The sequence below is a fragment of the Streptomyces sp. NPDC037389 genome (assembly GCF_040636475.1).
Classification (GTDB): Bacteria; Actinomycetota; Actinomycetes; order Streptomycetales; family Streptomycetaceae; genus Streptomyces; species Streptomyces hesseae.
The window spans coordinates 586,796-612,365 of sequence record NZ_JBEZUS010000002.1 but is presented as its reverse complement, the minus strand read 5'-3'; the positions used below and the strand labels follow the sequence as shown (position 1 = coordinate 612,365).

Sequence of the window (25,570 nt, the reverse complement as noted above, 5' to 3'; positions counted from 1 at the left end):
GGCCTGGCCCGGAAAGGCCCAGGACGGTCGTCGGGACCCGATGTCAGTGCCGCACCGTAGGCTGAACAGGCTATGACTGCCACCTCCTCGCCCTCCGTCACCGACCTGCTGCACGCCGCTGTCTCCGCCGTCGGGGGCTCCGAGCGGCCCGGCCAGGTCACCATGGCCGAAGCCGTCGCCACGGCCATCGACGACGGTTCCCACCTGCTCGTCCAGGCGGGCACCGGCACCGGTAAGTCGCTCGGCTACCTCGTGCCGGCCCTCGCCCACGGCGAGCGCGTCGTCGTCGCGACCGCCACGCTCGCGCTTCAGCGCCAGCTCGTCGAGCGCGACCTGCCGAGGACGGTCGACGCGCTGCATCCGCAGCTGCGCCGCCGCCCCGAGTTCGCGATGCTCAAGGGCCGCTCCAATTACCTGTGCCTCCACCGGCTCCACGAGGGCGTCCCGCAGGATGAGGAGGAGGGGCTCTTCGACCCCCTGGAGTCGGCCGCGCCCACCAGCAAGCTCGGCAAGGACCTGCTGCGCCTGCGCGACTGGGCGGACGAGACCGAGAGCGGCGACCGGGACGATCTGACGCCCGGCGTCTCCGACCGCGCCTGGGCCCAGGTGTCCGTCACCTCCCGCGAGTGCGTGGGCGCCTCGAAGTGCGCCTACGGCGCCGAGTGCTTCGCCGAGGCGGCCCGGGAGCGGGCCAAGCTCGCTGATGTGGTGGTCACCAATCACGCGCTGCTCGCCATCGACGCGATCGAGGGCGCCCCGGTCCTCCCCGGCCATGAGGTCCTGATCGTGGACGAGGCCCATGAGCTGGTCTCGCGGGTCACCGGCGTCGCGACCGGCGAGCTCACCCCGGGCCAGGTCAACCGGGCCGTCCGCCGGGCCGCCAAGCTCGTCGACGAGAAGGCGGCGGACGCCCTCCAGACCGCAGCGGAGAGCTTCGAGCGGCTGATGGAGCTCGCCCTGCCCGGCCGGCTGGAGGAGGTCCCCGAGGATCTCGGCCACTGCCTGATGGCGCTGCGCGACGCCGCGCGCACGGTGATCTCGGCGATCGGCAACACCCGCGACAAGTCCGTCCAGGACGAGGACGCGGTCCGCAAGCAGGCCCTGGCCTCCGTGGAGAACGTCCACGCGGTCGCGGAGCGCATCGTGGAGGGCTCCGAGTACGACGTCGTCTGGTACGAGCGCCACGACCGCTTCGGCGCCTCGCTGAGGGTGGCGCCGCTGTCGGTGTCGGGGCTGCTGAGGGAGAAGCTCTTCAGCGAGCGGTCCGTGGTGCTGACCTCGGCGACGCTCAAGCTCGGCGGTGACTTCAACGGCGTCGGCGCCTCCCTGGGGCTCGCTCCCGAGGGCGTCGAGGGCGAGGACGTCCCGTCGTGGAAGGGCGTCGACGTCGGCTCGCCGTTCGACTATCCGAAGCAGGGCATCCTCTACGTCGCCCGGCACCTGGCCCAGCCGGGCCGGGAGGGCAATCGGACGGACATGCTCGACGAGCTGGCCGAGCTGGTGGAGGCGGCCGGAGGCCGCACCCTGGGACTGTTCTCCTCGATGCGGGCCGCCCAGGCGGCCGCCGAGGCGCTCCGGGGGCGGGTCGACATGCCGATCCTGCTCCAGGGCGAGGACACGCTGGGCGAGCTCATCAAGAACTTCGCGGCGGACACCCGTACGTGCCTGTTCGGCACGCTGTCGCTGTGGCAGGGCGTGGATGTGCCGGGGCCGAGCTGTCAGCTCGTGGTGATGGACCGCGTGCCCTTCCCTCGCCCGGACGATCCGCTGATGAGCGCCCGGCAGCGGGCCGTGGAGGACGCCGGGGGCAATGGCTTCATGGCCGTGGCGGCGACGCACGCGGCACTGCTGATGGCGCAGGGCGCGGGCCGGCTCGTCCGGGCGTCGGGCGACCGCGGCGTGGTCGCGGTGCTCGACCCCCGGCTGGCGACGGCCCGCTACGGCTCCTTCCTGCGGGCCTCGATGCCGGACTTCTGGTACACCACGGACCGTAATCAGGTGCGCCGCTCCCTGTCCGCCATCGACGCGGCGGCCAAGGCGGAGGGGAAATAGCGGGTACGAAGGAAGCGGTCACGCATTTTTCGCGTGACCGCCGCTTATGAGTGCGTGACTGCCGCTTAAGGCGTGTCGCCGTATGGCCGTATGGCCGTATAAAAGAAAAGACGCGCGAAAGCATCGGCGCGTAAACGTGTATGCGCATAAAGAAGAGCCCCGGAACCGGCGCAGTTGGTCCCGGGGCCCGGTCTTTCGACGGGTGGTGTCAGACCCGCCGCAGTACGGCCACGACCTTGCCCAGAATGGTGGCCTCGTCGCCGGGAATGGGTTGATAGGCGGCATTGTGCGGGAGCAGCCAGACATGGCCGTCCTCGCGCTTGAAACGCTTGACCGTGGCCTCTCCGTCGAGCATCGCGGCCACGATGTCGCCGTTCTCCGCCACGGGCTGGCGGCGGACCGTCACCCAGTCGCCGTCGCAGATGGCGGCCTCGATCATGGAATCGCCGACCACCTTGAGGACGAACAGCTCCCCGTCGCCCACCAGCTGGCGGGGGAGGGGGAAGACGTCCTCGACGGATTCCTCGGCCAGGATCGGGCCACCTGCGGCGATACGGCCCACCAGCGGGACGTACGAGGCGGCGGGCTTGCCGGTGGTGTCGGTCGGCTGCGTGCTCTGCTGGTCCGAGCCGCGTACCTCATAGGCGCGGGGGCGGTGCGGGTCCCGGCGGAGGAAGCCCTTGCGCTCCAGGGCCATCAGCTGGTGGGCGACGGAGGAGGTGCTGGAGAGCCCCACCGCCTGGCCGATCTCGCGCATGGATGGTGGGTATCCGCGGCGCTGGACGGAGTCCCGGATCACCTCGATCACGCGGCGCTGCCGGTCGGTGAGCCCGGAGCTGTCCGCCCGGATACCGGGGGGCCGTCCAGGGAGTGAGCGGGCCGGCTTCTGCCCCTCGGCGTTCATGGCTGCGTCATTCATCGGGTGTGCCTGGTCGAGTCGGTTCTGGGAGCGGTCCTGGGCGGTGATGGTGGCGCTGTCTGCGGTGGTGGTCACGTCGGCCCCTCTCGAGATGTTCTCTCCCTAGCTGGACAACGGTAGTTGCTTTCGAAAGGTTGCGCCAAACACACGTTCGAGTGAAATATCGCGGATTGGCTGACTTGATCAGTCGGTAGGGTGTACGGGCAAAGATCAATTCGCCCCATTACGGTACTCTTCGATGCGCGGTTCGCCCGCTCGCGCCGGAGGTCCGTTCGGGTCGCCCGGCGCTCGCGCGACGACCCGTCCGCCGCCGTCCGAGAGGTGCCGGCGGTGTTCGGCGGCGTCGCCGTGCCACGTCCCCAGTGTGTCATCCGCGACCCTCCCGGCTTGCCTCCGGGCGTCTCGTGCGGGGCCGTGTCCCGTCGTCGCGGCGCGACACGCTAGGGGAGATCCTGGCAGCCGGGCACCAGATCTAGTGGTTTGATGGCGGCAGCTACCCACAAGTTGTGGTCGATGCCCCTCCCTGGTCATTCCGGGTCCCGGTCATCGCCTATGCTGGGGGCTGCTCGGCGAGACCCCCCACGGGGTCGCCGAAGCCGGAGAACGCGTACAGCTTTTTCGAGGTTCCTCGAGGGTGAAGGAGGGTGGAGAGCGATGCACTGCCCCTTCTGCAGGCACCCCGACAGCCGTGTCGTCGACAGCAGGACCACCGATGACGGCTGTTCGATCCGCAGGCGCCGCCAGTGCCCCGACTGCTCCCGCCGGTTCACCACTGTGGAGACCGCGTCACTCATGGTGGTCAAGCGGAGCGGGGTCACCGAGCCGTTCAGCCGGACCAAGGTGATCTCCGGAGTGCGCAAGGCGTGCCAGGGCCGCCCGGTCACGGAGGACGCTCTGGCGAAGCTCGGTCAGCGGGTCGAGGAGGCGGTGCGGGCCACAGGCAGCGCCGAGCTCACCACCCATGACGTCGGGCTCGCCATACTCGGCCCGCTCAAGGACCTCGACCTCGTGGCATACCTGCGCTTCGCGTCCGTGTACCAGGCCTTCGACTCGCTCGAGGACTTCGAGGCCGCCGTCGCGGAGCTTCGCGACGGCGTCGGCCGTGCCGAGAGCGGCGGTGGCTCCACCGCCGACCCGGCGGCCCCCGCCGGTGGCGCCGAGGTACCGGCGCCCGCCGTCGCCGCCGACTGAGCGACGACATACCAAGACCTACCCGGGGCGCTGAGCGCCACCGGGTGACAGAACACATCGCGCCCCGGAAGAAAATCGGCGCATTAGGGCGTTTTGCCCGTAGAGGGAGGCGGCATGACCGAGACGACGAGCGGCTCTGCGCGAGGTTCCCGCTCCAAGGGAAACAAGGGCGGCAAGGGCTTGCGCATCGAACGCGTCCACACCACCCCCGGAGTGCACCCGTACGACGAGGTGGTCTGGGAGCGTCGTGACGTCGTCATGACCAACTGGCGCGACGGCTCGATCAACTTCGAGCAGCGTGGCGTCGAGTTCCCCGACTTCTGGTCGGTGAACGCGGTCAACATCGTCACCAGCAAGTACTTCCGCGGTGCGACGGGCTCCCCCCAGCGCGAGTCCAGCCTGCGCCGGCTCATCGACCGGGTGGTGTCCACCTACCGTAAGGCGGGCGAGGAGCACGGGTACTTCGCCTCTCCGGCGGACGCCGAGATCTTCGAGCACGAGCTGACCTACGCCCTGCTCCACCAGGTCTTCAGCTTCAACTCCCCGGTCTGGTTCAACGTCGGCACCAAGCAGCCGCAGCAGGTCTCCGCCTGCTTCATCCTCTCCGTCGACGACTCCATGGAGTCGATCCTCGACTGGTACAAGGAAGAGGGGATGATCTTCAAGGGCGGCTCCGGCGCCGGCCTGAACCTCTCCCGCATCCGCTCCTCCAAGGAGCTGCTCTCCTCCGGTGGCAACGCCTCCGGCCCCGTCTCCTTTATGCGCGGTGCCGACGCCTCCGCCGGAACGATCAAGTCCGGCGGTGCCACGCGCCGTGCGGCCAAGATGGTCGTGCTCGACGTCGACCACCCGGACATCGAGGCCTTCATCGAGACCAAGGTGAAGGAGGAGGAGAAGATCCGCGCCCTGCGCGACGCGGGCTTCGACATGGACCTGGGCGGCGACGACATCACGTCCGTCCAGTACCAGAACGCCAACAACTCCGTCCGTGTGAACGACGAGTTCATGAAGGCCGTCGAGACCGGTTCGAAGTTCGGTCTGCGCGGCCGGATGACCGGTGAGGTCATCGAGGAGATCGACGCCAAGGGCCTCTTCCGCAAGATGGCCGAGGCCGCCTGGGCCTGCGCCGACCCGGGCATCCAGTACGACGACACGATCAACCACTGGCACACCTCGCCGGAGACGGGCCGGATCACCGCGTCCAACCCGTGCAGCGAGTACATGCACCTGGACAACTCCTCGTGCAACCTCGCCTCGCTCAACCTCATGAAGTTCCTCCGCGACGACGACAAGGGCAACCAGTCGTTCGACGCCGAGCGCTTCGCCAAGGTCGTCGAGCTGGTGATCACGGCGATGGACATCTCCATCTGCTTCGCCGACTTCCCGACCGAGAAGATCGGCGAGACCACCCGCGCCTTCCGCCAGCTGGGCATCGGCTACGCCAACCTGGGCGCCCTGCTGATGGCCACCGGCCACGCCTACGACAGCGACGGTGGCCGCGCCCTGGCCGGCGCGATCACCTCGCTGATGACGGGTACGTCCTACAAGCGTTCCGCCGAGCTGGCCGCGGTCGTCGGCCCGTACGACGGCTACGCCCGCAACGCCGACGCCCACAAGCGCGTCATGAAGCAGCACTCCGACGCCAACGCCGTCGCCCCGCGCATGGACGACCTGGACACCCCGGTCTGGGCCGCCGCGACCGAGGCCTGGCAGGACGTCCTCCGCCTCGGCGAGAAGAACGGCTTCCGCAACGCCCAGGCATCCGTGCTGGCCCCCACCGGCACCATCGGCCTGATGATGGACTGCGACACCACGGGCGTCGAGCCGGACCTGGCCCTGGTCAAGTTCAAGAAGCTCGTCGGCGGCGGCTCGATGCAGATCGTGAACAACACGGTCCCCAAGGCGCTCAAGCGCCTGGGCTACCAGCCGGAGCAGATCGAGGCGATCGTCGCCCACATCGCCGAGCACGGCAATGTGATCGATGCCCCGGGCCTCAAGACCGAGCACTACGAGGTCTTCGACTGCGCCATGGGCGAGCGCGCGATCTCCGCCATGGGCCATGTGCGCATGATGGCCGCCGCGCAGCCGTTCCTCTCCGGCGCGATCTCCAAGACGGTGAACCTGCCGGAGTCGGCCACCGTCGAGGAGGTCGAGGAGGTCTACTTCGAGGGCTGGAAGATGGGCCTGAAGGCCCTCGCGATCTACCGCGACAACTGCAAGGTCGGCCAGCCGCTCTCCGCCAAGAAGAAGGAGGCGGAGAAGAAGGCCGAGGCCCCCGCCCCCGCAGTCGCGGAGAAGGTCGTCGAGTACCGTCCGGTCCGCAAGCGCCTCCCCAAGGGCCGCCCGGGCATCACCACCTCCTTCACGGTGGGTGGCGCCGAGGGCTACATGACCGCCAACTCCTACCCGGACGACGGCCTCGGCGAGGTCTTCCTGAAGATGTCCAAGCAGGGCTCGACCCTCGCGGGCATGATGGACGCCTTCTCGATCGCCGTCTCGGTCGGCCTCCAGTACGGCGTGCCGCTGGAGACCTACGTCTCGAAGTTCACCAACATGCGCTTCGAGCCGGCCGGTATGACGGACGACCCGGACGTGCGGATGGCGCAGTCGATCGTCGACTACATCTTCCGCCGCCTGGCTCTGGACTTCCTGCCCTTCGAGACGCGCTCCGCGCTGGGCATCCACTCCGCCGAGGAGCGTCAGCGCCACCTGGACACCGGTTCGTACGAGCCGGCGGCCGAGGAGGTCGACGTCGAGGGCCTGGCCCAGTCCGCGCCGCGTCAGATCGAGCCGGCCAAGCCGGAGGTCCAGGCACGGCCCGCCGCGGCCGTCCCGGCGCCGAAGCAGGCCCACAACTCCACCGAGCTGGTGGAGATGCAGCTCGGCCTGAATGCCGACGCGCCGCTGTGCTTCTCCTGCGGCACGAAGATGCGCCGCGCGGGCAGCTGCTACCTCTGCGAGGGCTGCGGCTCGACCAGCGGTTGCAGCTGATCGCCTTGTGACGATGGCCCTGTGACGATGGGGGAACCGGCTCGTGCCGGTTCCCCCATCGGCTTTTCCGTGACTCGTGCGCACGGGTGAATACTGGTGGGGCGATCACGTGAAAGGCGGTCCGGGGATGGGGCATTCCATATGGGGCGGCGGCGAGCTGGAGCTCGACGCCTATCTGGCGCGCATCGGGTTCGAGGGGCCAGTCCGGCCGGATCCGGAGACGCTGCGGGCGGTGCACCGACGTCATGTCGCGGCGTTCACATTCGAGAACCTCGAAGTGATGCTCGGCCGCCCCGTCCTGCTCGATGTGAAGGCGCTCCAGGACAAGATGGTGGCGAAGCGGCGCGGCGGTTACTGCTACGAGCAGAACCTGCTCCTGGCCGCCGCCCTGGAGCGCATGGGCTTCGCGGTCTCCGGGATCGGCGCGCGGGTGCGCATGGGCAGCGGGAGCGTGCGCCCGACGACGCACATGGCGCTCAAGGTCGAGGCCGGTGGCGAGGAGTGGCTGTGCGACGTCGGCTTCGGCGGCGAAGGGCTGCTGGAACCGCTGCCCTTGCGCGACGGGACACCGGTGGAACAAGGGGAATGGACGTTTGAACTCGGGCGTGAGCAGAAGGACATACGCGTCCTGCGCTCGCTCCATCCGGACGGCTGGTTCGACCTGTACGCCTTCGGCCCTGAGGAACGTCACCCGGTCGACTACACAGTGATGAACCACTACATCTCGACGCACCCGCGCTCGCCCTTCGTCTCGCGGCTCGTGGTCCAGCGGTCGGAGCCGGGCCTACGGCGCACGCTCGTGGGTTCGATGCTGGCGAACGCGCGTCCTGATGGATCGGGGGATGAACGTGAAGTCGGTGCCGAGGAGTTGACCACGGTGCTGAAGAACGAGTTCCGGATCGAACTGGACGCCGAGGACGCCGCGACCCTCACCCGCGTGTACCGCGCCGCTACGTGACGCGCGCCACTGCGGTCGCCGTACGATGGGTCGGTGCTGGTCAAGTGGATTCGCTGCACCGTGGTGGACCGCCGGGGGTTCGAGCGGGGGCAGCGGAAATGGGCGGGGCTGCTCGGTGAACCGGGATTCCGGGGGCAGGGGGGTGGCTGGAGCCGGGCGCGTCCCGGTGTGGTGCACCTCTTCGGCTTCTGGGAGAGCCGGTCGTTCTACGACTCCTTCATGGCGCGGTCCCACGACAGGCTGGCGGCGGCGCAGGCCGGCACGTTCAGGAACGTCCAGGTGCGGCTCTTCGAGCACCGCTTCGATGTGAAGGTGGGATTCCGGCCGCAGTTCGGGGACGCGGACGTGATGCGTTTCGCGCACTGCCGGGTCCATGAGGACCGGGTGGAGCACTTCACGCTGATGCAGGAGAAGGTCTGGAACCCGGCGATGGCCGGGTCGCCCGGGATGCTGCGGGGGGTCTTCGGCGAGGCGCCCGGCCCGGAGTTCCTGGTCTTGTCGATGTGGAACTCCGGGGCGGAGCACGGGAAGTACCGCGAGGACCGGGTGGAGCGGCTCGCGCTGCGGGCGCAGACCGAGGCCGACGTCGCGGCGATCACTGGTGACGTCGTGCAGATAGAGCAGGCGTGGACGGTGTGACGGCGCGGCCTGCCTGCCTGCGGTCGGGCGCGCCCGGCCGTGTCAGCCCGCCGTCGTGACGTGGGCGCCCGCGGCGACCGCCGCGAGCGTGGCCTCGGCGGCCTCGTCCGCGACGGCGGCGTCGACGGGCTCGCGGGTGATGAACAGTCTGAGGAACAGCGGGGCGGACACGGCCCGGACGACGGCGCCCGCGTCGGTGCCGGTGGGCGCCTCGCCCCGCTCGACGGCCCGGGCGATCAGCGGCCCGCAGCGCGCGAGGCGCTCGCGGTGGAAACCTCGCAGGGCCTCCGCCGCGCGCTCGGACTGGAACGCGGCGGCGATCAAGGCGGTCGGGGCGGCGGCGGTCCCCGGGTCGGTGAAGGCGTCGACGATTCCGTGGGCGAGTGCCTGGAGATCGCCTCTGAGGGTGCCGGTGTCGGGCGGCGTCCAGGTGTCCTCTCCCGCGAGGTCGAGAGCCTCCGCCACGAGTCCGTCGACGCCGCCCCAGCGGCGGTAGAGCGTGGTCTTGTGCACGCCGGAGCGCTCGGCGACGTAGTCGACGGTCAGACCCGGGTAGCCGTGCTCGACGAGCCCGGCGAGAACGGCGTCGCGCACGGCGGCGCGGGTGCGGGCGGTGCGTCCGCCGGGCCGGACGGTGCCGGGCTCCGAGGACGAGGACTTCGCGGCCAAGTGCAACTCCCATTGCGTTAGTCGGACGGGGTGTGCCATGCTGAGGGTAACGCGACTTGGGTTGCGTTTGATGTTGTGTGGAGTCCCATCGCCTGGGGGAGCGTGAGGCATGGTCCGGTTGTTGGCTCTAGGGTGGCGGCATGTCACGCCCCCGACGCATCGTCCTCCTCCGGCACGGAGAGTCGGAGGGCAACGTCGACGACACGGTCTACGAGCGGGAGCCCGACCACGCCCTCAGCCTGACGGCGAAGGGCCGCAAACAGGCCGAGCGGGCCGGGGAGCCGCTCCGGGAGCTCTTCGGCGACGAGCGGATCTCCGCGTACGTCTCGCCCTACCGCCGCGCACACCAGACCTTCCACGCCCTGAAGCTCGACCCCGCCCGCGTCCGCGTGCGCGAGGAGCCGCGCCTGCGCGAGCAGGACTGGGGGAACTGGCAGGAGCGGGAGGATGTACGCCGTCAGAAGGCCTACCGCGACGCCTACGGGCACTTCTTCTACCGCTTCGCCCAGGGCGAGTCCGGGGCCGACGTCTACGACCGGGTCGGTGCCTTCCTGGAGAGCCTGTGGCGCAGCTTCGAGGACCCCGGCCACCCGCCCAACGTCCTGCTCGTCACCCATGGCCTGACCATGCGGCTGTTCTGCATGAGATGGCTGCACTGGACCGTCGCCGAGTTCGAGTGCCTGTCCAACCCCGGCAACGCCGAGACCCGCATACTGCTGCTCGGCTCCGACGGCCGCTATCACCTGGACCGGCCGTTCGAGCGCTGGTGTACCCCCGAGTCGTACGGCTTCACCGACTAGAGTTCGTAACGATGACAGCTGACCGATTCCACCGGGCCCTGGGGAGTCTCCAGGGGCTGGCCGTGGGTGATGCCCTCGGCTCCCAGTTCTTCGTCCCCGCCCACTATCCGTCCCTCAAGCGCCGCGAGCTCCCGCCCGGGCCCTGGAGCTGGACCGACGACACCGAGATGGCCTGCTCCGTGCTGGCGGTCCTGGCCGAGCACGGCCGTATCGACCAGGACGCCCTCGCGCGCTCCTTCGCCGGTCACCACGACTTCGACCGCGGCTACGGTCCCGCGGTCAACAGGATGCTGCGCCTGGTCAGGGAGGGCGGCGACTGGCGCGAGCTGGCCGCCGCGCTGTTCAAGGGGCAGGGATCCTGGGGCAACGGCGCCGCCATGCGCATCGCGCCGCTGGGCGCCTGGTACGCCGACGACCCCGAGCAGGCCACGCACCAGGCCGAGATCTCGGCGTACACCACCCACCAGCACCGCGAGGCCGTGGCCGGCGCCATGGCCGTGGCCGCCGCGGCGGCCATCGCCGCGGGCCCGGCCGGCGCCCCCGGCCCGGAGGCCCTGCTGGACGGTGTGATCGCGCTCGTGCCGCGCAGCGCGGTCCAGCAGGGGCTGCGCCGCGCCCGCGACATGCTCGACTACGCCGACACGAACACCGTCGCCGCCGTCCTGGGCTGTGGCCGGCGGACCAGCGCCCACGACACCGTGCCCTTCGCCCTGTGGGCCGCGGCCCGCCATCTCGACTCGTTCGAGGAGGCGTTCTGGACGACCGCCCGGGCCGGCGGCGACGTGGACACCACGTCCGCGATCGCCGGAGGAGTGGTCGCCGCGGCGGAACGAGGTGCTCCGCCGGCAGCCTGGCTGGAGTCCACGGAGGCCCTCCCCGGCTGGCTTCCGGCCGCTTCGCGCTGAGCGGACGGAAGGAGCGGGGGCGGGGCGGGACAGGCAGGCCTCAAAGGCGTAACCTTGCAGGCGTCATGCCCTACCAACCGCCTACCCACAGCGTCGAGCGCTCCCTCCGAGCGACGACCGGAGCAAAGATCGTCGCCGGTGTGGACGAGGTCGGCCGGGGCGCCTGGGCCGGCCCCGTCACCGTGTGCGCGGCCGTCACCGGCCTCCGCCGTCCGCCCGAGGGGCTCACGGACTCCAAGCTGCTGACGCTCAAGCGGCGCACCGCGCTCGCCCAGGAGCTGGAGACCTGGGTCACCGCGTACGCGCTCGGCCACTCCTCCCCACAGGAGATCGACGAGCTGGGCATGACGGCGGCCCTCCGGCTGGCGGCCACCCGGGCACTGGACGCGCTGCCCGTACGGCCCGACGCGGTGATCCTCGACGGCAAGCACGACTACCTCGGGGCGCCCTGGAAGGTCCGTACGGTCATCAAGGGCGACCAGTCCTGTGTGGTCGTGTCCGCCGCCTCCGTGATCGCCAAGGTGCGGCGGGACGCCATGATGGCCGAACTGGGCGAGGAGCACGCCGACTTCTGCTTCCGCGACAACGCGGGCTACCCGTCGCCCGTGCACCGCGCCGCCCTGGAGGAGTTGGGCCCCACCCCGCACCACCGGCTGTCGTGGGCCTATCTGGACGCGCTGCCCCGCTGGCAGCACCTCAAGCGAGTTCGTATCAGCCCCGACGACATGGCCTTGGAGGCCGGTGGTCAGCTCGGCTTCGATTTCTGATCCGGACGGGCGCACAGCGCCACCCGCCGATGCGACTCGCACCGGCGTTTGATAAACATCAACTCATGCCTCTCATCCCCGAGGAGCCTCAGATTCACGAGAGTGTCCCGGGTCCCCGCGCGGTACCGGCCCCCGGCCGGACCGCGGCGACCCCCCGCCCTGTCCCTGGTCCCCGACCGGCCCCCATACGGCCCGGCGGCACCGGACCGCACCGCACCCCCGTCCCGGCCCAGCGCGCCCCGCGCGAAGCGGCCGCGGGAGCGTCGGCGGCCACCCCGCAGATCCAGCTGATCCCGGCAGTCGCCGAGGGCGCCCTGGACGCCGCGGACGAGGCCGTCGACGTTCTGCTCGACAGCGGCCGGGCCCCCGGCGAGGTGCTGGTCCTCACCACCGGTGACCCGCACCCCTGGTCCGCGCACGAGCTGTCCTTCGGCGAGGCGTCCTACTGGGCGCAGCACGACGCCGGGGACGACGTCTTCTACGCCAACGCCGACGCCCAGCGGGTCACGCCCCGCCCGGTCGTCGTCGTGGCCGTCAACGGTGGGTCGGACGCCGCGGTGGCCGACGCGCTGCCCGCGGCCATGGCCCGCGCCGGCGCGCTGCTGATCGTCTGCGGTGACCCGCAGCGGGTCAACAGCCTTCTCTCCGCCGACGCCTGACGGACGCGTACAGCGGCCGACCGCCCGTAAGAGGGCCGTCGGCCGCCGAGGCGTATCGCCTCACCGGGCCACCGTACGGCGGTGCGCCTCGGGCGCTCCGCCGCCGGAGCTGAGCGGCGCTACCGGATAGACGGCGGAGCAGGGCCGACGGCCGCTGCGCCCTTCGCCGAGGATCTGCCACCCGGTGCCGGTGAGCGTGATGTACGCGCCGCAGCGCAGGCCGTGCAGCGCGCAGGCGTCGCGCAGGGCCCACATCCACGCGCCGTCCTCCTCCGTCCAATGGGACACGCCCTCACGGCAGTAGAGCAGCACGGCCGTGCGGACGGGGGCGCGTCTGCGCAGATCATGAGGGATCACCCGGCGCAGTTGGGTGAGGAGCGCGTTGCGCAGCTCCCAGCCGTCGGCCGGGCCCGCGCGCCCGGCGTGCCGGACGAAGGAGGCGCTGGCCACGAGCCGTTCGTCCGGCTGGAAGACGGCGACGACCGCCGTGGACGGCGTCGGCGAGTGCCGGGCGTGGAGCCCGCTGACCACCTCGCGCGGATTGCGCAGCAGGGGGACTCCCGAGGCGATCCAGTCCGAGGGTTCGAGCAGCCTGCCCGGGCGGGGAACGGAGTCGGCGGACGAGGGTGGAGCGAAGCCGAAGGCCATGATTCTCCCTTCGTCTGCACGCCCACGATCCGGGGCGGGAGCTCAGGCAGGGCGTACACCGCGGCCTACGGCGCGACAGCGGTCCCGGCGGCCTGTGCGACGGGCGGGGGCGGGGGACTCGTCCAATTCTCGCGGCGCCACCCGCTGTGCGGCAACGATCAATTGCCGCCAGTGACCGGTATCCGCTGTTCCGGGGCCCGGAGTTCCGGGCCGCCCGGTCGTCTCGTGCGTCACCCCTGAACGGCAAGGACCAGAGGGAACACCTCCTTCGCCCCGGAGCGCCGCAGCAGCCGCGCCGCGACGGCGAGGGTCCAGCCGGTGTCGGTCATGTCGTCGACGAGAAGGACCGGACCGCCGGCCGACGCCAGGGCCTCCGCGAGGGCTGACGGCACGGTCAGCGCCCCGTCCAGCGCTCGCAGTCGCTGGGCACTGTTGGTGCGCGGCACTCGGGTGTCCGTGTCCACGTCCTCGTACTCGATCGAGCCGAGGAGGGGCATCCGGCCAATGGCGGCGATGCGCTCGCCGAGCGAACGGATCAACAGCGGCCGGGTCCGGGAGGCGACGGTGACGACGCCCACCGGGCGGGCCGGGGCGTCCGGGGCGCCGGACGCCCAACCGCCCGCTCCCCGGGCCCAGTCGGCCAGTACGGTCACCACCGCGTCCGCCACGTCGTCCGGAACGGGGGCGTCCGGGGCCTGCGGCGCGAGGAGGGGACGCAGCCGGTTGCCCCAGCCGATGTCGGAGAGCCGCCCGAGCGCCCGGCCGGGCGAGGCCTGCTCGCCCACGGGGATCCGTCCCTTGAGGTCCACACCGACCGCGGCCATCCCCGTCGGCCACATCCGGCGCGGCTCCACCTCCACCCCCGGTCGACCCAGCTCGCCCCGGGAGGCGTCCAGGGCCGCGCCGGAGACGCCGGCGGAGAACCGGGACCCGGCACAGTTGTCGCACCGCCCGCAGGGCCCGGCTGCCTCGTCGTCCAACTGCCGCCGAAGGAACTCCATCCGGCACCCGGTCGCCGCCGCGTACTCCCGCATCGCGCGCTGCTCCGCCTCGCGCTGCCGCGCGACCCAGGCGTACCGCTCGCCGTCGTACGCCCAGGGCGCGCCGGTCGCGGTCCAGCCGCCGCGCACCCGGTGCACGGCGCCGTCCACGTCGAGGACCTTCAGCATGGTCTCCAGACGGGAGCGCCGGAGGTCCACCAGCGGTTCGAGGGCGGGCAGCGAGAGCGGCCGGTCCGCGGCGGCCAGCACGTCCAGCGTGCGACGCACCTGCTCCTCCGGCGGGAAGGCCAGCGACGCGAAGTACTTCCAGATCGCCTCGTCCTCGCGCCCGGGCAGCAGCAGCACCTCGGCGTGCTCGACGCCGCGCCCGGCCCGGCCCACCTGCTGGTAGTAGGCGATGGGGGAGGAGGGGGAGCCGAGGTGGACCACGAAGCCGAGGTCGGGCTTGTCGAAGCCCATGCCCAGCGCGGAGGTGGCCACCAGCGCCTTGACGCGGTTCGCCAGCAGGTCCTCCTCGGCCTGCTGACGGTCGGCGTTCTCGGTCTTGCCCGTGTACGAGGTGACGGTGTGCCCGCGTCGGCGCAGGAACGTCGCGACCTCCTCGGCGGCGGCGACCGTGAGCGTGTAGACGATGCCCGAACCGGGGAGGTCGTCGAGGTGATCGGCGAGCCAGGCCAGGCGGTGGGCGGCGTCCGGGAGCTCCAGGACGCCGAGGCTCAGGCTCTCCCGGTCCAGCGGACCGCGCAGCACCAGCGCCTCCGCCCCTTCTCCCGTCCCCAGCTGCTCGGCGACGTCGGCGGTGACGCGGGCGTTCGCCGTGGCGGTCGTCGCGAGCACCGGCACCCCGGGCGGCAGGTCGGCGAGCATGGTCCGCAGCCGACGGTAGTCGGGCCGGAAGTCATGGCCCCAGTCGGAGATGCAGTGCGCCTCGTCGACGACGAGCAGACCGGTGGCGGCGGCGAGCTTGGGCAGCACGTTGTCACGGAAGTCGGGGTTGTTGAGCCGCTCGGGGCTCACCAGCAGCACGTCCACCTCGCCCGCCGCGACCTCGGCCTGGACGGTCTCCCACTCCTCGGTGTTGGAGGAGTTGATCGTGCGCGCCTGGATGCCCGCCCGCGCGGCCGCCTCGACCTGGTTGCGCATCAGGGCGAGCAGCGGGGAGACGATCACGGTCGGGCCGCTGCCCCGCGCCCGCAGCAGGGCGGTCGCGACGAAGTACACCGCGGACTTGCCCCACCCGGTGCGCTGGACGACCAGCGCGCGGCGGCGGTCGGCGACGAGGGCCTCGATCGCGCGCCACTGGTCCTCGCGCAGTCTCGCCGTGCCCGTGGCGTCTCCGACGAGACGGGCGAGGACGGTGTCCGCCGAGGTGCGGAGGGCTTCGTTGGTCATGCCCCCATGCAACACGAGGACACTGACAACGCGCGAACCCGGTGGCCGGACCTGTGGAAAACTCGCGCGGGCGGTTCTCCACAGAAGTAGTACGACAATACTTCTGGAGTTATCCACAGGGCTGGCGGGCTCGGACGGCCCCGCGGGACTCTCGGGCCATGACCCACCACAACGAGCCCTCCCGCCCCTCCACCGACTCCTCCGCCGCCCGGGACACCCCGCCGGACGCGCAGATCACGCTGCGCAGCCCGGCCGAACTCGCCGACGCCCTCCCCTATTTGCTGGGCTTCCACCCGAACGACAGCGTGGTGATGCTGGCCCTCCACGGCGAGCGCGGCCGCTTCGGCGGGCGGCTCAGGCTCGGCATCCCGGGCCCGGAGGAGTGGCCCGACGTCAGCCAGCAGCTCGCGGAGACCCTGATCTCGGGCTGCGACAAGCGGGGCGCCCGGCCAGACGGCATCGTCCTGTTCCTGTGCCAGGACCCCGCCGGCGGAGAGACCGGCCACCAGGTGATGGAGCGGCTCCGCCCGCTGGCCCAGAGCCTCCGCCTGGCCTGCGGAGAGCTGGATGTGCCCGTCTACGAGGCGCTGTGCCTCTCCGACGGCCGCTACTGGTCCTACTGCTGCCCCGACGAACGCTGCTGCCCGACGGACGGCGCGCCACTGACCCCTCCCGGCACCTCGGTCATGGCCGCGGCCGCCGCCTACGCGGGGATCCAGGTGCGCGGAACGCTGCGCGAGATGGAGGCCCGGTACGCCCCGCTCACCGGAGGGCGGGCGCTGGAGCAGCAGTCCGCGCTGGACGCGGCCGCCGCCGATCTCGTCCCACGCATCCTGACCGGCACCGCCGGCTGGACCGTACGGCAGGAGACGCTGGACCTGGTGAGCCTGGTCGTGGGCCGGTTCCACACCGCCCGGCCCGTCGTCGGCCGGGCGGAAGCCGACGCCCGTGACGACGACCTCTTGGCCGCCGACGAGGCGGCGGCCGTCATCCTCGGTCTTCAGGACCGCACCACACGCGACCACGCCGCGGAATGGATGGAGGGGCCCCGGGCCCCGGCGGTGCTGCGTTTGTGGCGGGCTCTCGCCCGGCGGTGCGTTCCTCCCTATACGGAGCACGCGGCCGCTCCTCTCGCCCTGGCGGGCTGGGTCGCCTGGTCGATCGGCGACCACCCGGAGGCCCGGGTCGCGCTGAGCCGGGCCCTGAGCGCCGACCCGGAATACCTCTTCGCCCAGCTTCTCCACCGCGCGTGCAACGACGGCATGGACCCCGAACACCTCCGCCGCTGTCTGCGCCGCGAACGCGCCGACCGCGCGGTGCACGCGGCGGCCCACGTCGAAGCGACCCGCGCGGCGGCAGCGGACGCCAAGAGCCGGCAGTCCGGGGCGACGTCAGGGCCCGGGGCGGTGTCCAAGGCGGACCTGTTGGCCATGACGAGCCCGGTGCCGGGGACGGAGAAGGCGGGGGCGAGGGACATTGCGGCGTCGGCGACGACGGGCAGGGAGGCCGCGGAGATTACAGGGGCGGCAGGAACGACAGAAGTGATGGAGGCGACGAGGGCGAGGGAGGCAGCGGACCGCGCGGAAGAACGGCGACGCCGTGACCGGTCTGCGACCGTCGGCGCGGGGACGGCCGACGTGGGCCCGGCTGGCATGGGCCCGGCTGGCGTGGGCCCGGCCGGCGTGGGATCTGCCGGCCCTGGCGGCACGAGCGGGCCAACCGGATCGGGCGGTAGCGGTACGAGTGGGCCGGGCTCTCCGGCCGGGCCCGTGGGACCCGCGGGAGCCGGTGGGCCGGCGGGACGGGCGCGTACGCGGCGACGCGGCGGGCCGCGGGGCGCGCGGAGCCGGTCATGACCCCGGTTGCGGAGGGCCACCGTGACCTCGGCGGGCCCGGCGCCGTTCACCTGAGTGGCCGTAATCGTCGTAGACGATCGTCGTCGGCCATCCGGCGGCCCGGTCAGGACCGCCGGGACCCGGACCGCGAGCACCCAGGGAGCGCAGACACCGTGCAAGGCATCGCCCCCAAGGGTCCTTCGACCCATACGCCCCACCTGGTGCAGCGTCCGCCCGAGCAGCGGCGCGGCGGCAGTGCGCGCGCCCAGGGGCCGCAGCCCGTGCACGAGTCGCTGATCTGCGTCGCCCTTCCTGCGCTCGCGATCTCCCGCGCGCACGGGCAGCTCACCGGGCACGGCCTCGACGGGTTCTACCGGAGCGGCCGCAGGCTCCTGGGCACGTGCCGGGTACGGGTCGCGGGGGTCGAGCCATTGCCCGTGCAGGGGCGGATGGTCAGCGCGGACCGCGCCCGCTTCGTCGGCACGGTGCGCACCCCCGCCGACGCCGGGCCGGACCCGGCCGTCACCGTCGAGCGGCTGCGCGACGCCGAAGGCGTGGAGCGGATCGTCGTCCGCAGTTCGGCGGCACAGGAGCTGACGCTGCCCGTGGAAGTGGCCCTGGGGACCGACCTCGCCGAGCTGGCCGCGATCGCCGCCGGGGCCGCCGGACCCGAGCTCCCCGCCGACGTGCACGCCTCCGGGCTGCGCTGGTCGGCACCCGGGACACACGCGGTGGTCACCGCCGACCCGGCCCCGGACGATGTCCTCGCCTCAGCCGGACTGCTGTGCTGGGAGATGCGGCTGCCGCCCGGGGGCAGCCGGAGCATCGAGCTCCGGGTCCGCCCCGAGCTGCCCAGCAGACCGCACGCACCCGAGTCGGCGGTGCTCGGCCGTGGCGGGGCGGCGCCGCCCTGGGGAGAGGCGGAGGCCGCCGGGGACGATCCACGGGTCGCGGCACTGCTGGCGACGGCCCTCGGCGACCTCCGCGCACTCCTCGTGCGTGACCCCGTCCACCCAGGTGATGCCCACCTTGCCGCCGGCATTCCCTGGCGGTGCGGCCAGCTCGCCCCCGCCGAGGCCCTGTGGGCGGCCCGGATGACCCTGCCCCTGGGCGTCCGGCTGGCCGCCGGCACGTTGCGCACCCTGGCGCGTACACAGATCGTCGGCCCGGGGCCGGACTCAGGCAGGATCCCCGGGGCGCTACGGCACTCGGGCGCCCACCTGCCTCCCGGTTGCACCGGTGTCGAGGCGACCCTGCTGTTCCCCGTCGTCCTCGCCGAGGCCCGGCGCTGGGGGCTCCCCGAGCAGGAGGCCGAGGCCCTGCTGCCCGCGGCCGAGCGGTGCCTGGAGTGGCTGCGGGCCGCCACCGGGGACCGGGTGTACCTCGCGGACCCGGCACCGGGCGGCCCGTACCGCTGCGAGGTCCAGGCGCACGCCCACCGGGCCGCGTCCCTCGGGGCGGATCTACTGGAGGTCTACGGCCGGCCCGGCGCGGAGGGCCTGCGCGAGTGGGCGGCGGCGCTGCGCCGCCGCTTCCGGGAGGACTTCTGGTCCGACGACCGCGGTGGCGGGCGGCCCGTGGCCGCGCGCACGGCCGACGGTCGGCTGATACCTCACCTGGGGTGCGCGGCGGCCCACCTGCTGGACACGGGGCTGCTCGGTTCGGGGGAGTACGGCCCGGGGCTGCTCGACCGGGTGCAGACCGAGCAGCTCGCGCGGCTGCTCGGTGGTCCCGCCCTCGACTCGGGCTGGGGGCTGCGCAGCCTGGGGGCGAAGGAGCCCGGGCACAACCCCTTCGGGCACCGTGGGGGAGCCGTGCGGGTCCATGAGACGGCGGTCGCCGTGGCCGGGCTGATGACGGCCGGGTACGAGAAGGAGGCCGCCGGGCTGCTCCGGGGGGTCCTGGACGCCTCGGAGTCCTTCGACCACCGCTTGCCGGAGATGTACGCGGGGGACCAGCGGACCACGGGCGGTGTGCCGCTGCCGCATCCGGCGGCCTGTCGCCCCGCCGCCGTCGCCGCCGCGGGCGCGGTCCAGCTGCTGACGGCGGCGGCCGGGGTGCGCCCCGACGTCCCGGCGGGCGGTGTGACGGTCCGGCCGCCGCGCTCGGTGCCGCTCGGCGAGCTGCGGTTCACCGGGTTGCGCGTCGCCGAGCGGCCGTTCTCCGTACGGATCAGCAGACTCGGGCTCGGCATGGTCGAGGAAGCCGCGGCCGGCCTGCAACTGGGGGTGTGAGCGGATGGGTGCCGGGTTCATGGCCGAGCCGCTCATGGGGAGAGCGCAAGAGCCTGTTTATCGTCAGGCAGACGACTATGATCACGGCATGCCCTACGACCCGTCGGCCTTCCCGCCCTTCGCAGTCACCGTCGACCTGGTCGTGCTCACCGTGCGGCGCCACGCGCTGTGCGCGCTGGCCGTCCGCCGCGGCGAGCCCCCTTTCCAGGGCCGGTGGGCCCTGCCGGGCGGATTCGTGCGGGCCGACGAGGACCTGGCGACGGCGGCCGCCCGGGAGCTGGCCGAGGAGACCGGGCTACAGGCCCACGACCCGGTGGCGCCCGCGAACGCCAATGCCGCGCACCTCGAACAGCTCGCCACGTACGGCGACCCCAAGCGCGACCCGCGGATGAGGGTGGTGAGCGTGGCCCACCTCGCGCTCGCGCCCGATCTGCCGGCCCCGCGCCCCGGCGGCGACGCGCGCAGCGTGCGCTGGGCGCCCGTCGAGGACCTGCTGGACGAGGTCGGGTACGGGCGCGAGGGCGAGCAGGCCGCGCCGCTGGCTTTCGACCACGCCCGCATCCTCGCGGACGGCGTCGAGCGCGCCCGGTCCAAGATCGAGTACTCCTCGCTGGCCACCGCCTTCTGCCCCCAGGAGTTCACGGTCGGCGAGCTCCGCCGGGTCTACGAAGCGGTGTGGGGCGTCGCCCTGGACCCGCGGAACTTCCACCGCAAGGTCACCGGCACCCCGGGATTCCTGGTGCCCACGGGCGGGACGACGACGCGCCAGGGCGGGCGCCCGGCGCAGCTCTTCCGGGCGGGCGGGGCCACGCTGCTCAATCCGCCCATGCTGCGGCCCGAGGCGTAGCTCCGAACCCCTGGGGCGCGAAAGCCGGATGAGGGACTTCGGCGAGGCCGCCGGAGGGAACACGCGGCGGCGCGGGCATCTACATTGCGTAGCAAATAGGACATATCGGGTTACGGTGCTGCGGTATGGTCCCGCCGTCCCGCGAGTGAAGCCATGATCCAGGCCATCGGGCTGACCAGCCTCTCCCGCCGCCACCAGCCCCCCGCCGTCGACGACCTCACCTTCGAGGCCCGCCCCGGGCGCGTCACCGTGCTGCTCGGCGAGCCCGGCGCCGGCAAGACCGCCGCCCTGCGCCTGATGCTGCGACTCGACGCGGGGCGTGGCGTCGCGCTCTTCCGCGGCCGCACCCTGGACCGGATCCCCCACCCCGCCCGCGAGATCGGGGTCCTCCTCGGGGACGTTCCCGGACACCCCGGCCGCACCGCCCGAGGCCATCTGCGCATGCTCAGTGCCGCGGCCGGGGTGCCGGCCGAGCGCGCCGACGACGTCCTTGAGGTCGTCGGCCTCAGCGGCCTCGCCGACCAGCGCCTCGGCGACTTCTCACTCGGAATGGACCGCCGCCTCGGCCTCGCCTCCGCGCTCCTCGGCGACCCCCACACCCTCGTCCTCGACGAACCGGCCGGAGGGCTCTCCCCCCGCGAGACCGCATGGCTCCACGGGCTCCTGCGCGGCTACGCGGCCCAGGGTGGAGCGGTCCTGGTCACCTCGCGCGACCCCGCCGAGGCCGCCCGGATCGCCGACCAGGTCGTCACCATCGACGAAGGACGCCTCGTCGCCGACCAAGAGGGGACCGCATTCTCCGGCACCCGGCTGCGCCCCCACGTCGTCGTCCAGTCGCCCCTGGCGAACCGCCTCGCCCATGTCCTGGCCGAGGAGGCGGACTCGGCGGACGAGCGGACGAGCGGCCCTCCCGTCGAGGTCGTGCGCGAAGGGGGCAGCCGGCTCCTCGTCTACGGCAGCAGCTGCGCCGTCATCGGCGAGACCGCCTACCGCCACGGCATCCTCGTGCACCGCCTCGCGGAGGAGACCATGGACACCGGCCCCGTCGCACCGCTGCGGCGCGCCGACGGCCGCGGCGCCGACGGCACGGCCGGCGAGGACGGCGCGACGGACGGACCCGCCGTGCCGGAGGCCGCGGCCCGTTCCGGTCTGCGGCACCGGCTCCCGGCCCCGAGCCCGGCGTGGCCCCTGCGATACGAACTGCGCCGCGCCACCGGCGTACGCACCGGCTGGGGCGTGGCGGGCGGGGCGCTCGTCCTCTCCGTGCTCGCCTCCATCCTGCTCGCGCGCGCCGGAGCCGCCCCGACGCCGCGGCTGCTCGCCGGCTGGCCGCTCTGGCTGCCCCTGCCGCCTGCCGCCTTCGCGGCCGGCCTCCTGGGCTCGCTCTCCTTCGGCCAGGAGTTCCGCTACCCCGCGCTCGCCCCGGACCAGGGCACCGTGCCACGCAGGCTGGGACTGCTCGGCGCCAAGCTCGCGGTCTCGGCGGGGATCGCCCTGCTCCTCGCGCTGACCGCGCTCGGTCTCGACGCCGCCGCCCTGCGGACCCTCTTCGGCCCGGCCGTCCCCGTCCTCCCCGGCGGCTGGGCTGTCGCGCTCGTGGGCTGGACCTGCCTCGTCCTGGGGTGCGCCTGGGCGGGACTGCTCGCGGCCGGGCTGTTCCGGTCCACCGCGCTCGGGCTGGTGGCGGTCCTCGCCGTGCCCACGCTGGTGGTGCCCGTACTCGGCGGCGCGCTCTCCCGGCCCGAGGCCCGGTCGCTGATCGGCCTGCCGGAGCGGCTGCGCTCGGCGGCCCTGGTGCGCTGGCCGTCCGGCGTCGACCAGGGCATCGAGGCGGCGCTGCGCCTGATGTCCCAGCCGATCGGATGGGCGCTCGCGCTGTCGCTGGCGGGACTGCTCGGCGCGTATGTGCTGACCGTGATCCGCGGGCGGCCCAGGTGAACGCTGTGCTAATGCGCCTCGCCGGTCCCCAGCGAACGCAGAGTGACAATCAGCCCGGAGGGGCTGCGGAGAACCCGGCGGAGCTGTCACTCTCCGCAGTTGGCCAGCCCAGGAGGGTGCCCGATTCTGGCTATTTGAGCGTCAATTGCGAGGTAATGGGCGATCACCCTTTCGTGTGCTTTTCACCAAAGACCTCAAGGGCCTTCGAGGTGTCGCCGACAAAGGAAGCGTGAGTACCCTTGCGCACACCATGATGACCGCGGCTCGCCCCGCCGACTCCGGCCTCGCAGGCCCGGGCGAGCTTGACCGCTACTCCTACGCGGACGCCCCCGGGGCCGACCGCGGAGCCCCGCCAGCCTGGGACGGCGACGGGGAGCTGAGCCGCGCGGGCCGCCGCGCCGCAGGCAGCCGTGGCCGAGGACTGCACGGCCAGCTCGTGCAGCAGCTGGGCCAGATGATCGTCTCCGGCGACCTGGGCGCCGACCGCCCGCTGGTCCCGGAGGAGATCGGGCAGCGCTTCGAGGTCTCCCGCACCGTCGTCCGCGAATCCCTGCGCGTCCTCGAGGCCAAGGGCCTGGTCAGCGCCCGCCCCAACGTGGGCACCCGGGTCCGGCCCGTCAGCGACTGGAACCTCCTCGACCCCGACATCATCGAATGGCGCGCCTTCGGGCCGCAGCGTGACGACCAGCGCCGTGAGCTGTGCGAGCTGCGCTGGACGATCGAGCCGCTGGCCGCCCGGCTCGCCGCCGGTCACGGCCGCGAGGACATCCAGCAGCGCCTCGCCGACATGGCCGAGATCATGGGCCACGCCCTCGCCCAGGGTGACTCCCTCACCTTCGGCCGCGCCGACGCCGAGTTCCACTCCCTGCTCCTCCAGGTCGCGGGCAACCGCATGCTGGAGCACCTCTCGGGGATCGTCTCCGCCGCCCTCCACGTCTCCGGTGCCTCCACCGGCGGCTGCGACCGTCCCACCGAGGCGGGCGTCGGGCAGCACCTGCGGATCGTCGACGCCGTCGCCGCCGGGGACGCCGCGGGGGCCGAGGCGGCCATGCGCCAGCTGCTCGTCACCCACCCCGAGGTCGAGCGAGTGGTGCCCGCCCCGCGCGAGCACTGAGCGCGGGACGGACCCCGCGGACGGGGCGGCGCGTGCGGGGCCGCTCGGCCGGCGCGTGCGTACGGGATCGTACGGACGCACCGGGCGAGCCGTTCCGCACGGCCGTCGACGGCGGCAGAGTTCGCGATCTGTCCACTTCAGGGGCCTTTCACCCTGTTTTGGGGTGTGACTCGGGCCACGAGGATTGGGCGTAACGCTCCTTGTGACAGCGCGATGACTAAAGAGGTGGTGACTGCGGAGGGAATACGCGCCTCGATGGAGGTGCTGACTTCTCCGCACTACCGCCCACGCGCCGTCGGTTCATCCTTGCCGACGGTCGTCGGCCCGGTCCAGAGCGGACGGGGCCGGAAGCCGTTTCCATCGTTCCGAGAGGTTGTTCGTGTCGGCCAGCACATCCCGTACGCTCCCGCCGGAGATCGCCGAATCCGAGTCTCTGATGGCGCTCATCGAGCAGGGAAAGGCCGAGGGGCAGATCGCCGGCGACGACGTGCGTCGGGCCTTCGAGGCTGACCAGATTCCGCCAACCCAGTGGAAGAACGTTCTGCGCAGCCTCAACCAGGTCCTCGATGAGGAGGGTGTGACGCTGATGGTCAGTGCCGCAGAGGCGCCCAAGCGCACCCGCAAGAGCGTCGCAGCGAAGAGCCCGGCGAAGCGCACCGCCACCAAGGCCGTCTCCTCCAAGACGGTCACGGCGCGGCAGTCCTCCGTCTCGACGTCGTCCGCCCAGGGCGCGTACGGCGACGATACGGACGAGGCCGTGGCGCCCGCCAAGAAGACCGCCGCCAAGAAGGCGACGGCCAAGAAGACGGTGGCCAAGAAGACCGCCGCCAAGAAGACGACGGCCAAGAAGACGGCCGCCAAGAAGGACTCCGACGAGCTCCTCGACGAGGATCTCCTCGAGGAGACCCCCACCCCGGGCAAGGGCGAAGAAGAGGAAGAGAGCGGCGAGAACAAGGGCTTCGTCCTGTCCGACGAGGACGAGGATGACGCCCCGGCGCAGCAGGTCGCGGTGGCCGGTGCCACCGCCGACCCGGTGAAGGACTACCTGAAGCAGATCGGCAAGGTCCCCCTGCTCAACGCCGAGCAGGAGGTCGAGCTCGCCAAGCGCATCGAGGCCGGTCTCTTCGCCGAGGACAAGCTGGCGAACGCCGACAAGCTGGCCCCGAAGCTCAAGCGCGAGCTGGAGATCATCGCCGAGGACGGCCGGCGTGCCAAGAACCACCTCCTGGAGGCCAACCTCCGTCTGGTGGTCTCCCTGGCCAAGCGCTACACCGGCCGCGGCATGCTCTTCCTGGACCTGATCCAGGAGGGCAACCTCGGTCTGATCCGCGCGGTGGAGAAGTTCGACTACACCAAGGGCTACAAGTTCTCCACGTACGCGACCTGGTGGATCCGCCAGGCCATCACGCGCGCGATGGCCGACCAGGCCCGCACCATCCGTATCCCGGTGCACATGGTCGAGGTCATCAACAAGCTCGCGCGTGTCCAGCGCCAGATGCTCCAGGACCTGGGCCGTGAGCCCACCCCGGAGGAGCTGGCCAAGGAACTCGACATGACCCCCGAGAAGGTCATCGAGGTCCAGAAGTACGGCCGTGAGCCGATCTCCCTCCACACCCCTCTGGGTGAGGACGGCGACAGTGAGTTCGGTGACCTCATCGAGGACTCCGAGGCGGTCGTGCCGGCCGACGCGGTCAGCTTCACCCTCCTCCAGGAGCAGCTGCACTCCGTCCTGGACACCCTCAGCGAGCGCGAGGCCGGCGTGGTCTCGATGCGCTTCGGTCTCACCGACGGCCAGCCGAAGACGCTCGACGAGATCGGCAAGGTCTACGGGGTGACGCGTGAGCGCATCCGTCAGATCGAGTCCAAGACGATGTCGAAGCTGCGTCATCCGTCGCGTTCGCAGGTGCTGCGCGACTACCTCGACTAGTCCTGACAGAGCGATAGATCGATCGCCGTGGGGCCCGGTTCCTCTTCCGAGGGGCCGGGCCCCGCTGTTCTCCGGGATGCGGTG

18 protein-coding genes and 1 pseudogene are annotated in these 25,570 nt (G+C 72.2%); 15 read left to right on the top strand and 4 right to left on the bottom strand.

Annotation, left to right across the window (positions count from 1 at the left end; all coding sequences use genetic code 11):
• Positions 1-72 precede the first annotated feature (72 nt).
• Positions 73-2,052 carry an ATP-dependent DNA helicase gene (locus AB0E98_RS06305; protein WP_361699126.1) on the top strand — a complete coding sequence of 660 codons (1,980 nt, stop codon included), beginning with the start codon at positions 73-75 and terminating at the stop codon, positions 2,050-2,052.
• Between the two features lie 208 nt (positions 2,053-2,260).
• Here the strand turns inward: AB0E98_RS06305 and lexA are convergent, their stop codons facing one another.
• The gene (gene lexA, locus AB0E98_RS06300) at positions 2,261-3,046 is read right to left on the bottom strand and encodes a transcriptional repressor LexA (protein ID WP_361699124.1); all 786 of its coding nucleotides are present in this window, start codon (positions 3,044-3,046) and stop codon (positions 2,261-2,263) included.
• Between the two features lie 579 nt (positions 3,047-3,625).
• On the opposite strand from lexA, the pseudogene nrdR reads away from it, so the two are divergent.
• The 4 genes and pseudogenes from nrdR to AB0E98_RS06280 form a co-directional block, all read left to right on the top strand.
• Positions 3,626-4,063 (top strand): annotated as a pseudogene (nrdR, locus tag AB0E98_RS06295) (transcriptional regulator NrdR); the annotation flags it as partial.
• Positions 4,064-4,276: 213 nt separating this feature from the next.
• The gene (locus tag AB0E98_RS06290; protein ID WP_361699122.1) at positions 4,277-7,153 is read left to right on the top strand and encodes a vitamin B12-dependent ribonucleotide reductase; all 2,877 of its coding nucleotides are present in this window, start codon (positions 4,277-4,279) and stop codon (positions 7,151-7,153) included.
• A 127-nt stretch (positions 7,154-7,280) separates the two neighbouring features.
• Entirely contained in the window at positions 7,281-8,111 is an 831-nt protein-coding gene (locus AB0E98_RS06285; protein ID WP_361699120.1) for an arylamine N-acetyltransferase, read from the top strand.
• Between the two features lie 33 nt (positions 8,112-8,144).
• Entirely contained in the window at positions 8,145-8,750 is a 606-nt protein-coding gene (locus AB0E98_RS06280; protein ID WP_361699118.1) for a YdbC family protein, read from the top strand.
• A 42-nt stretch (positions 8,751-8,792) separates the two neighbouring features.
• Here AB0E98_RS06280 and AB0E98_RS06275 read toward each other — a convergent pair whose 3' ends face one another.
• Positions 8,793-9,419 carry a TetR/AcrR family transcriptional regulator gene (locus AB0E98_RS06275; protein ID WP_361699116.1) on the bottom strand — a complete coding sequence of 209 codons (627 nt, stop codon included), beginning with the start codon at positions 9,417-9,419 and terminating at the stop codon, positions 8,793-8,795.
• 140 nt (positions 9,420-9,559) lie between these two features.
• On the opposite strand from AB0E98_RS06275, the gene AB0E98_RS06270 reads away from it, so the two are divergent.
• The 4 genes from AB0E98_RS06270 to AB0E98_RS06255 all read left to right on the top strand — a co-directional run bounded on the left by AB0E98_RS06270 (position 9,560) and on the right by AB0E98_RS06255 (position 12,550).
• Positions 9,560-10,219, top strand: coding sequence for a histidine phosphatase family protein (locus AB0E98_RS06270; protein ID WP_361699114.1), 660 nt, complete (start codon positions 9,560-9,562; stop codon positions 10,217-10,219).
• Positions 10,220-10,230: 11 nt separating this feature from the next.
• The gene (locus AB0E98_RS06265) at positions 10,231-11,124 is read left to right on the top strand and encodes an ADP-ribosylglycohydrolase family protein (RefSeq protein ID WP_361699112.1); all 894 of its coding nucleotides are present in this window, start codon (positions 10,231-10,233) and stop codon (positions 11,122-11,124) included.
• 65 nt (positions 11,125-11,189) lie between these two features.
• Complete coding sequence (locus AB0E98_RS06260; protein WP_361699110.1) at positions 11,190-11,891, top strand: ribonuclease HII; 702 nt, start codon at positions 11,190-11,192, stop codon at positions 11,889-11,891.
• Between the two features lie 65 nt (positions 11,892-11,956).
• Positions 11,957-12,550 (top strand): hypothetical protein, encoded by a 594-nt coding sequence (locus AB0E98_RS06255; protein ID WP_361699108.1) that lies wholly within the window; start codon positions 11,957-11,959, stop codon positions 12,548-12,550.
• A 60-nt stretch (positions 12,551-12,610) separates the two neighbouring features.
• On the opposite strand, the gene AB0E98_RS06250 is transcribed toward AB0E98_RS06255, so the two are convergent.
• Positions 12,611-13,198, bottom strand: coding sequence for a hypothetical protein (locus AB0E98_RS06250; protein ID WP_361699106.1), 588 nt, complete (start codon positions 13,196-13,198; stop codon positions 12,611-12,613).
• A gap of 230 nt (positions 13,199-13,428) precedes the next feature.
• Entirely contained in the window at positions 13,429-15,591 is a 2,163-nt protein-coding gene (locus AB0E98_RS06245; protein WP_361699104.1) for a RecQ family ATP-dependent DNA helicase, read from the bottom strand.
• A gap of 158 nt (positions 15,592-15,749) precedes the next feature.
• On the opposite strand from AB0E98_RS06245, the gene AB0E98_RS06240 reads away from it, so the two are divergent.
• The 6 genes from AB0E98_RS06240 (at position 15,750) to AB0E98_RS06215 (ending at position 25,486) form a co-directional block, all read left to right on the top strand.
• Positions 15,750-17,447 carry a DUF4192 domain-containing protein gene (locus AB0E98_RS06240; protein WP_361699102.1) on the top strand — a complete coding sequence of 566 codons (1,698 nt, stop codon included), beginning with the start codon at positions 15,750-15,752 and terminating at the stop codon, positions 17,445-17,447.
• A 200-nt stretch (positions 17,448-17,647) separates the two neighbouring features.
• Complete coding sequence (locus AB0E98_RS06235; RefSeq protein WP_361699100.1) at positions 17,648-19,660, top strand: glycogen debranching N-terminal domain-containing protein; 2,013 nt, start codon at positions 17,648-17,650, stop codon at positions 19,658-19,660.
• 88 nt (positions 19,661-19,748) lie between these two features.
• Entirely contained in the window at positions 19,749-20,507 is a 759-nt protein-coding gene (locus tag AB0E98_RS06230) for an NUDIX hydrolase (RefSeq protein WP_361699098.1), read from the top strand.
• A gap of 153 nt (positions 20,508-20,660) precedes the next feature.
• Positions 20,661-22,445 (top strand): ATP-binding cassette domain-containing protein, encoded by a 1,785-nt coding sequence (locus AB0E98_RS06225; RefSeq protein WP_361699096.1) that lies wholly within the window; start codon positions 20,661-20,663, stop codon positions 22,443-22,445.
• 175 nt (positions 22,446-22,620) lie between these two features.
• Positions 22,621-23,559 (top strand): FCD domain-containing protein, encoded by a 939-nt coding sequence (locus AB0E98_RS06220; RefSeq protein WP_361699094.1) that lies wholly within the window; start codon positions 22,621-22,623, stop codon positions 23,557-23,559.
• Positions 23,560-23,938: 379 nt separating this feature from the next.
• The gene (locus AB0E98_RS06215; protein ID WP_361699092.1) at positions 23,939-25,486 is read left to right on the top strand and encodes an RNA polymerase sigma factor; all 1,548 of its coding nucleotides are present in this window, start codon (positions 23,939-23,941) and stop codon (positions 25,484-25,486) included.
• Positions 25,487-25,570: the final 84 nt, after the last annotated feature.